10 protein-coding genes are annotated in these 8,481 nt (G+C 71.8%); 6 read left to right on the forward strand and 4 right to left on the reverse strand.

Features of this window, described 5'->3' with window-relative positions; genetic code table 11:
* A partial coding sequence (locus tag CCN33_RS26315) for a pyridoxamine 5'-phosphate oxidase family protein (protein ID WP_107483998.1) occupies nucleotides 1-461 on the forward strand: 461 nt, incomplete at its 5' end.
* A gap of 3 nt (nucleotides 462-464) precedes the next feature.
* On the opposite strand, the gene CCN33_RS26320 is transcribed toward CCN33_RS26315, so the two are convergent.
* Nucleotides 465-1,184, reverse strand: coding sequence for a TetR/AcrR family transcriptional regulator (locus tag CCN33_RS26320; RefSeq protein ID WP_086695949.1), 720 nt, complete (start codon nucleotides 1,182-1,184; stop codon nucleotides 465-467).
* Nucleotides 1,185-1,273: 89 nt separating this feature from the next.
* Between CCN33_RS26320 and CCN33_RS26325 the strand changes: the two genes are divergently transcribed.
* Entirely contained in the window at nucleotides 1,274-2,179 is a 906-nt protein-coding gene (locus tag CCN33_RS26325) for an NmrA family NAD(P)-binding protein (protein WP_086695950.1), read from the forward strand.
* Here the strand turns inward: CCN33_RS26325 and CCN33_RS26330 are convergent.
* Together CCN33_RS26330 and CCN33_RS26335 are read right to left on the reverse strand one after the other, a co-directional pair.
* A complete protein-coding gene (locus tag CCN33_RS26330; protein WP_086695951.1) occupies nucleotides 2,111-3,781 on the reverse strand; it encodes a purine-cytosine permease family protein in 1,671 nt (556 codons plus the stop codon). The genes CCN33_RS26325 and CCN33_RS26330 overlap by 69 nt on opposite strands.
* A gap of 126 nt (nucleotides 3,782-3,907) precedes the next feature.
* A complete protein-coding gene (locus CCN33_RS26335) occupies nucleotides 3,908-4,486 on the reverse strand; it encodes a TIGR03086 family metal-binding protein (RefSeq protein WP_086695952.1) in 579 nt (192 codons plus the stop codon).
* 162 nt (nucleotides 4,487-4,648) lie between these two features.
* Here CCN33_RS26335 and CCN33_RS26340 point away from each other — a divergent pair, with 162 nt between their 5' ends.
* Nucleotides 4,649-4,846, forward strand: a complete 198-nt coding sequence (locus CCN33_RS26340) for a hypothetical protein (RefSeq protein WP_086695953.1) — start codon at nucleotides 4,649-4,651, stop codon at nucleotides 4,844-4,846.
* Nucleotides 4,847-4,850: 4 nt separating this feature from the next.
* On the opposite strand, the gene CCN33_RS26345 is transcribed toward CCN33_RS26340, so the two are convergent.
* Nucleotides 4,851-5,252, reverse strand: a complete 402-nt coding sequence (locus tag CCN33_RS26345; protein WP_244173946.1) for a PPOX class F420-dependent oxidoreductase — start codon at nucleotides 5,250-5,252, stop codon at nucleotides 4,851-4,853.
* Between the two features lie 122 nt (nucleotides 5,253-5,374).
* Between CCN33_RS26345 and CCN33_RS26350 the strand changes: the two genes are divergently transcribed.
* The 3 genes from CCN33_RS26350 to CCN33_RS26360 all read left to right on the forward strand — a co-directional run.
* Nucleotides 5,375-5,602 carry a DUF5133 domain-containing protein gene (locus CCN33_RS26350; RefSeq protein WP_086695955.1) on the forward strand — a complete coding sequence of 76 codons (228 nt, stop codon included), beginning with the start codon at nucleotides 5,375-5,377 and terminating at the stop codon, nucleotides 5,600-5,602.
* 261 nt (nucleotides 5,603-5,863) lie between these two features.
* Complete coding sequence (locus tag CCN33_RS26355; protein ID WP_086695956.1) at nucleotides 5,864-7,456, forward strand: PP2C family protein-serine/threonine phosphatase; 1,593 nt, start codon at nucleotides 5,864-5,866, stop codon at nucleotides 7,454-7,456.
* Nucleotides 7,456-8,481 (forward strand): cobalamin B12-binding domain-containing protein (locus CCN33_RS26360; RefSeq protein WP_086695957.1); only part of this gene is annotated, 1,026 nt, incomplete at its 3' end. The genes CCN33_RS26355 and CCN33_RS26360, both read left to right, overlap by 1 nt.

The following is an 8,481-nucleotide window of genomic DNA, read 5'->3' on the forward strand; positions in this document are numbered from 1 at the left end:
CCACCCCCTGGCCCGAGGCCCAGCGCCATCTGAAGGACGCCGAGATCTTCTGGGTCTCCACCGTCCGCCCCGACGGCAGGCCGCACGTCACCCCCGTCATCGCCGCCTGGCACTACGGGGTGCTGTACTTCTCCACCGGACCGGAGGAGCAGAAGGCGAAGAACCTCGCGCGGAACGCGCACTGCGCGCTGACCACCGGCCGGAACTCCCTCACCGAGGGGCTCGACCTGATCGTCGAGGGGACGGCGGAGCAGGTCACCGACCCGGCGACGGTGGAGGAGGTGATCGCCGCGTACGAGGCGAAGTACGGCGCGCACATCACCTCGCCCGAAGGCACCTTCCACGGCATCGGGGACGCGTTCCGCACCGGGCGAGCCGTGGTGTTCGCCGTGGAACCCGACACGGCGTACGGGTTCGGCCGGGAGGGCGGCCTCTTCACCCACACGCGGTGGACGTTCTGAGGGTCAGGACAGACGGTCGAGCCACTCCCGCAGGAGTTGCCGTTCCGCCCCGCTGAGGGCGGTCTGCTCCGGCAGAGCCGCGCGAAGCGCGCGGGCCGCTCCCGCCGGGCCGGTGTCCCGTACCGCCGGCTCCGGGTCCGTCACGGCGTTGGTCATGGCATCGCGGAGGGTGGTCAGCAGGGCGGGGTCGCGGGCCTCCTCGGGGAGGGACAGCCAGGTCAGGGCGGCACCCCGCCCCGTGGCGTGGATGATCTGCACCGCGAGGTCCTCGTCCACCCGGAGCCAGCCGCCGAGGGCGAGCCGGTGCACCCGTTCCTTCAGCATCCGCATCCCGGTCCGGAAGGCCGCCGACGTGGCCCGGCTGGGCTCGCTGTACATCAGGGTGTAGAGCGCGGGGTTGTCCACGGCGAACTCCACCGCCAGGTCCCACCCCGCGCGCAGGCCCTCGATCGGGTCCTCCGGCTCGGGCGCCCCGTGCTTGGTGGCCAGGAACGCCTGGAAACCGTGCTCGGCCACCGCGTCCAGCAGGCCCTCCTTGTCGCCGAAGAGGCGGTAGATCGCCGGCGGCTGCAACCCCGCCGCGGCCGCGACGGCACGGGTCGTCACCGCCTCCCGGCCCTCCCGCTCCAGCAGGCCGATCGCTGCCTCGATGACCCGCTGCCGCGTCTTCTCCCGGCTCGCGGGCTCCCCGGTCACTGTGCCCTCAGGGGCGCCACTCTGCATGTTCCAACGGTACCCGCCGAGCGATAACCTTGAAAATATCAGTGTTACCGTTGCAGTGATTCCAGCGGAAACAACCAGGGGAGTGCCTTGTGATCATCGTTACCGGCGCCACCGGCCAACTCGGCCGCCAGACCGTCGACCGCCTCCTGCGCCGCGTCCCCGCCCACCGCGTCGGCGTCAGCGTCCGCGACCCGAGGAAGGCCGAGACCCTCGTCGCGCGGGGCGTCCGGGTGCGCGAGGGCGGCTTCACCGACCCGGACAGCCTCGCCCACGCCTTCGAGGGCGCCACCCAGGTGCTGATCGTCTCCGTCGACAAGTTCGGCGAGGAGGCCGTCCAGCAGCACCGGACGGCGATCGAGGCAGCCGTGAAGGCGGGTGCCCGCCGCGTCCTCTACACCAGCCACATGGCCGCGAGCCCCGCCTCGCGCTTCCAGGCGTGCCGCGACCACGCCGCCACCGAGGAGATCCTGCGGAGCTGCGGGGTGCCGTACACCTCGCTCCGCAACGGCTTCTACGCCGCGAGCGCCCTCCAGTTCCTCGGTCCCGCCCTCGACTCCGGCGAGGTCGCGCTCCCCGCGGACGGCCCGGTGAGCTGGACCGCCCACGCCGACCTCGCCGAGGCCGCCGCCGCGATCCTGGCCGACGAGGGACGTCACGACGGGCCCACCCCGCCCCTCACCGCCACCCGGTCCCTCACCTTCGAAGACGTGGCCGCCCTCGCCACCGGCGTCACCGGCCGCCCCTTCACCCGCACCACGGTGCCGGACGACACGTTCCGCCGGCACCTGGCGGAGGCCGGGCTTCCGGCCGACCGGGTGGAGGGCCTGATGGGTGTCTTCACCGCCGCCCGCGCCGGCGAGTTCGCCGCGCAGGACCCCACCCTCGCCACCCTGATCGGCCGCGCCCCCATCGGACTGGAGGCGGTGCTACGCGACCAACTCGCCCGAGGCGGGCAGCACATGGTCGCCGACCCGGTCCGTGCTCAGGCACAGTGAGCAGACGACGGCGCCATGGGTGGCGCACGCCGCCACGTCGGGACGCTCGTACGTATGGTGGCAGACGTGGCACTCGTACACCGTGCCGCTCGGGTTGCCGTCCTGGTCCAGGAGGGGCTCCGGGATGCCGTCGTCCGGGCGCCGCAGGTAGTAGCGGCCCTTGGTGGCCACGGCCATCAGCGGGGTGAGGGCGAAGGCGATGACGGCGGCGGCGACGGGGGAGTACGGCTGGAGGGTGTCGCCGACGGCGTGGAAGTACATCGCGATCGACAGTCCGGACGCGGCGACGAAGGACACCACACCCACGGGGTTGACCGGGTGCAGCATGCCCCGGCGGAACTCCGGCGCGTGCGGGGAGAGTTTCAGCAGGTACTTGTTGACGCCGATGTCGGTGGCCACGGTGACGACCCACGCGATGGCGCAGTTGGAGTAGAAGCCCAGGATGCCGTTGAGGAAGCTGAACATGTCGGCTTCCATCAGGGCCAGCGCGAAGCCCAGGTTGACCAGTACGAAGACCATGCGGCCGGGGTAGCGGCCGGTGAGCCGGGTGAAGGAGTTGGTCCAGGCGAGCGAGCCGGAGTAGGCGTTCGTCACGTTGATCTTGATCTGGCTGATCACCACCAGCACCACGGCCAGCGGCACCACCAGCCAGGACGGCAGCATGGCGTCGAAGGTGCCCTTGAACTGCTGGATGGGCTCGGGCGCGACCGTCGGGCCGGCCGAGGCCAGGATGTAGACGGCGAGGAAGACGCCGATCGCCTGCTTCAGCGCGCCGAGCACCACCCAGCCGGGGCCGGCCATCACCACGGCCGTCCACCAACGGCGCTTGTTGGCCTCGGTCTTGGGCGGCATGAAGCGCAAGTAGTCGATCTGCTCGCCGATCTGCGCGATGAGGGAGAGGCAGACGCCCGCGCCGAGCAGTACGGAGGCGGTGTTCACGCCGCCGTCGCCGTCGGTGCCCGCGTAGGAGAGGAAGTGGTCGACCGTGCCCGGATCGGTGACCACCAGGTACACCAGCGGCCCCACCATCAGCACCAGCCATACCGGTGTCGTCCACACCTGGAGCTTGCTCAGCGCCTTCATGCCGTAGATCACCAGCGGGATCACCATCAGCGTGGAGACCAAGTAGCCCAGCCACAGTGGGAGTCCGAGGCCGAGCCGGAGGCCCTGGGCCATGATCGAGCCCTCGAGCGCGAAGAAGATGAAGGTGAAGCTGGCGAAGATGACGCTGGTGAGGACGGAGCCGTAGTAGCCGAAGCCCGAGCCGCGTGTGATCAGGTCCAGGTCGATGTTGTAGCGGGCGCCGTAGTAGGCGAGCGGGAAGCCGGTGACGAAGATGACGACGGCGGCCACCGCGATCGCGACCAGCGCGTTGCCGGTGCCGTGGGCCAGGCCGATGCCGGCGCCGATCGAGAAGTCGGCCATGTACGCGATGCCGCCGAGCGCGGTGGTGGCCACCACCATCGGGGTCCAGCGGCGGTAACTCCGGGGCGCGTAGCGGAGGGTGTAGTCCTCCAGCGTCTCCTTGGTGGCCTGGCTCGTGGCCGGTGTCACCGGGCCTTCGGCCGTCTCTGCCGTGGGTCGTGACTCTGTCGCGCTCATGCCACGCCTCTCTCCGTACGGGTGCCGGGGGGAGACCTCCGTCCGGCAGCGCTGCCGGACGGAGGCCGGCGGGCCAGGCTACGAAGCGCTTGTTTCCCCGGAGTCCCGCCCGACGTGAACGGGCCGTTACACGGAGCGCGGGGACCAGCTCACGTCCCGCCCCGTGTCCCCGAGCAGCCGCTCGAACGGCGTCGCCCCGGAGGGAACCGGCACCGCCTCGGCGTACACCCCGGCGTTACGGCCCATGGGGGCGATTTTCTCCAGTTCCGGGGCCACCTCCTCGACGGTCGCCGCGTCCGGCGTGTACTCCTGCCCGGTGGCCCGCGCCAGGTCCCAGCCGTGCACCAGCAGGTCGCCCAGCACCATGTACGCCAGCGTGCGCTGCGGCAGGCCCATGCCGGGGGAGATGCCCTCCGCCGAACCGCGCGTCCTCCACGCTTCCGCGAGCCGCTCGCCCTCCTCGCGGAACCGGCTCCGCCAGTCGCCCTCGTCGAGATACTCGCCGACCGAGGCCAGGTCCGCACGCTCCCCGACGGCCAGCTTCTGGAAGTTGGTGACCACGTGGAAGAGATGGTTGAGCAGGGCGCGTACGTCGTACTCGGAACAGGGCGTGGGAGCGTCGAGCTGTTCGTCGGTGATGCCGTCCACCACCGGGGCGGTGGCCCGGACGGCGTTGTCGATCAGGGAAGAGACTGAGTTCGCCATCGCTCCACCCTAGGGATGCGCGCGGGGCGGCGTGCGGAGAAACCGCTCGGCGTGCGCCGGCGGGGGCACCGGAAGGGCACCGCACCTTCACAGGGGCCGCCCGCTGCCCGGAGGCGCGGCGGGCATCCGTACAGAGCTGTCTGCCGGGGAGGAGCCCCCACCGTGGCCATCGTCGCACTTCTGCTGCTGCCGGTCGTGACCATGCTGCTGTACGGGATGGACCGTACCGAGGACTGGCTGGCGCGCGGCCCCAAACCGCCCCGCCACGCCCGAGGCCGCCATCTGCGCCTGATCCACGGCGGCCGGCGGCAGACGGCGGCCCCGGCCGGCCGGGGTGAAGCCGAGACCGAGGCCGCCTAGGACCTCAGCCGCGCGGGCTGCTGATCCGCTCCGGCTCGATGACGTAGATCACGCGTACCTGGTCCCGACCGCCGAACCACGGGTAGGGGCCGCCCAGATACTTCCGCGCGAGCGCCTCGATGTGATCGACCGCACCCTCGGTGGTCACCCGCACCACCCGGCCGCGGATCTGTGTGTACGACGACGGGTCGGCCGGGTCGGAGACCGCGACGGCCACCCGCGGGTCCCGCGCGATGTTCCTGGTCTTCTGGTGCGACTCCACGCTGTTGATCAGGACGTGCTCGCCGTCGGTGTCCACCCAGGTCTGGGTGAGCTGCGGCGAGCCGTCGGGCATCGTCGTGGCGATGTAGCAGGTGCTGGCGCGGCGCAGCAGCGCGAGCAGATCGTCGCCGAGGGGTACGGGCACGGGGAGATCTCCGGCAGGTCGAGGGTCGATCGGGTGAAGAAGCGCAGGTGTGTTTGAGAGGGCCCAGGGTAACCGGGTGCGTGTACGCCCCATGTGATAGCTGGTCAGAGGGAGAACCCAAGATGCTGATGGCCCACCCCGCCGTGCTGCAGAACCTGATCGAGCAGTACGACGCGCTGCGCATCCTGCATGCTCAGGAGGGCAGCGCCGAAGTGCGGCAGCGGATGGACGACATCGCCTACACCCTGTGCGTCGCCACCGGCACCCGCGACGTCGACGCGGCGCTGATCGCCGCCCGGCACCGGCTGCCCGGCGCACGCCCGCAGGACGACTCTCTCCTGCCCGCCTGAACCGCGCCGCACACTGCGCAGTCGGCCCGTCAAGGGGGCGATTTGGGTTGTGTGTGTCGAATATGTGTGGAAATCTGTCGGGCGTTGCACGTGGCCGGTGGATGCGAGACCGTTGTCATCGGTAAACGTTCTCGATCGACTGAGAGGTGGTGGAGCGCACGCTCGCGCTCCCCGACTGTGATTCCTTCTCCGGGTACACCCGATAGTCCGCAGACCGGTGGTGTCGGCGTCGACACGGCATGGGACGGCGCCCCCTGTCCCGTGCTGGTTGTCGACGTCCACGGGACCCTGATCGAGACGAACAAGGCGGCACGCCGCCTGATACCGCTTGTGCCAGGGGACTCCGTCACGTCGGCGGCCATGCCGGCCTGGCTGGCCGCCGCCCACCGCGCGCTGCGCCCGGCGGGCACCCCGGCGGACGCCGTCTCGGGCGAGGTGGCCGGTCGCAGCTTCGAGGCGTACCCCTCCTCCTGCGAGGACGGCACCGTCGTGTGGTGGCTGCTGGAGGACACCGACCGCCGCCTCGCCGAGCAGGCGCTTCGGGGCGAACGAGAGCGTGCCGCCCTGCTCGCCGAGGTCTCCAGCGCCCTGCTGTCCTCGCTGAACGTCGAGCGGTGCATGACGGTCACCGCGCGCATGGCCGCGGGTCACCTCGCCGACGCGGCGATCATCGTCGCCCCCGCCCAGGGCCGCCGCCACCAGCTGACCTATGCGCGCGCGGACGGCGAGGTCACCCAGACGCTGCGCCCGGTCGAGCCGCGCTCGGTCGCCGGTCTCGCGGAGGCCCTCCAGGGCTTCCCGCCGGTTCCCGCGCGCTGGATCGACCCGGCCGAACTGCCGGACTGGGCGATCCCCGAGGGCTTCGACGGCCCGATCGGCTCGGTCATAGTCACTCCACTGCCGGGTCACGGAGTGCCCGCCGGCGTACTGATCCTGCTGCGCTCCAGCACACACCAGGCGTTCACGGACGGTGAGGAGGTCTTCGCGCGGCTCTTCGCGGCGCGGGCCGGTGTGGCGCTCTCCGCCGCGCGCCTGTACGCGGAACAGCGCTCGATCACCACCACCCTGATGCGTGATCTCCTGCCGCCGCGCCTGGAGCGCGTCCATGGCGTCGAGTACGCGGGTGCCTACCGGGCGGCACGGGACCACGAGCGGGTGGGCGGCGACTTCTACGACGTCCACCCCGGCGGGGACGCCGGTGAGGAGACGTTCGTCGTCCTCGGCGACGTCGCCGGCAAGGGGCTGGAGGCCGCCGTGCTCACCGGCAAGATCCGCAGCGTCCTGCAGGCGCTGCTGCCGCTGTCCGGAGACCACCAGCAGGTGCTCTCCCTGCTCAACGGCGCGCTGCTCAACTCCCACCACACCCGGTTCGCCACCCTGGTACTGGCGTCCGTCACCCGCCGCTCGGGCCAGGTCCGGCTCCGGCTGACCAGCGCCGGACACCTGCCGCCGCTGATCATCAGAAGCGACGGCCGGGTGGAAGAGGCTCCTACCCAGGGACAGCTCGTGGGCGCCATGCCCGACGTCACCGCGCGCACCGCCCATGTGTCGCTGGCGCCGGGGGAGACCTGCCTGCTCTACACGGACGGGATCACGGAGGCGTCCGGCGGCCCGCTGGGCGACCAGTTCTTCGGCGAGGAGCGGCTGCGGGCGGCCCTCGGCCCGTGTGCCCGGATGCCCGCGGAAGCGGTGGTGGAACGGGTGCAGATGCTGGCGGCCCAGTGGCTGGGAGGTGGCCGGCACGACGACATGGCCACCCTCGCCATCACCAACCCGGCGGGCGGCCATGGCGCCCTGCACTCCGTCGGCGGCCACCAGGCCACCGCCGCCCGGCCCAAGGCGGGGGTCCGCTGATGAGCACCGGTACCGGCGCGGCGGTCCAGGAGCGCGCGGAACTGTCGGAACGGCTGTGGACGGCCGTGATCGCCAAGGACGAGTCGGCCGCCGTACGCGAGGTGTTCGCGGCGGCCGACGCGGGACTGGGCCGGGAGAGCCTGCTGCTGGAGGTGCTGGGCGGGGTCCAGCGCCGGGTCGGCACGGAATGGGCGGCCGACCGCATCAGCGTCGCCGAGGAGCACGCCGCCACCGCGATCATCGACCGGGTCATCGCCGCCCTCGCCCACCGGGTCCCGGCACCGCCGGGCCTGCCGGAGAGACCCCGCGTCACGGTCGCGTGCGTCGACGGCGAGTGGCACGTGCTTCCGGCGCGGCTGCTCGCCGAGGTGCTCACCGGGCGCGGCTGGCAGGTGGACTTCCTGGGCGCCCACACCACCACCCCGCATCTGATCGCCCACCTGCACGCGACGAACCCGGCGGCCACGCTGCTGTCGGCCTCGCTGCCCCTGCACCTGCCGAGCGCGCACACCGCGGTGACGGCCGTGCAGTCCATCGGCATCCCCGTCATGGTCGGTGGCGCGGCCTTCGGCGCGGACGGCCGCTACGCCCGTCTCATCGGTGCCGACGCCTGGGCGCCCGACGCCCGCGCGGCCGCCGGTCTGCTGGCCGACGGCCTGATCCGCCCCGAGTCGACGCCGCGGCAGCAGGTCGACGACCTGCCCCACCTCGCGGACCAGGAGTACACCCTGATCCGAAGCAACCGTTCCGCCCTGGTCCGGCAGGGCCTCGCGGACCTGGAGGCACGCTGGCCCGGCATGCGGTCGTACACCGAGGCGCAGCGCGAGCGCACCGCGGAGGACCTCGCGCACATCGTGGACTTCCTGGCCACCGCCCTCTACGTGGACGACCCGGAGCTGTTCACCGGCTTCATCACCTGGACCGCGGAGATCCTCAGGGCCCGCCGCGTGCCCCCGCACAGCCTGCGAACCGGACTGGACATCATGGCGGGGGAGTTGCACGACTTCCCCCGCCATGATGTCCAG

It is taken from the genome of Streptomyces recifensis, from assembly GCF_002154615.1.
Lineage (GTDB): Bacteria > Actinomycetota > Actinomycetes > Streptomycetales > Streptomycetaceae > Streptomyces > Streptomyces griseoluteus.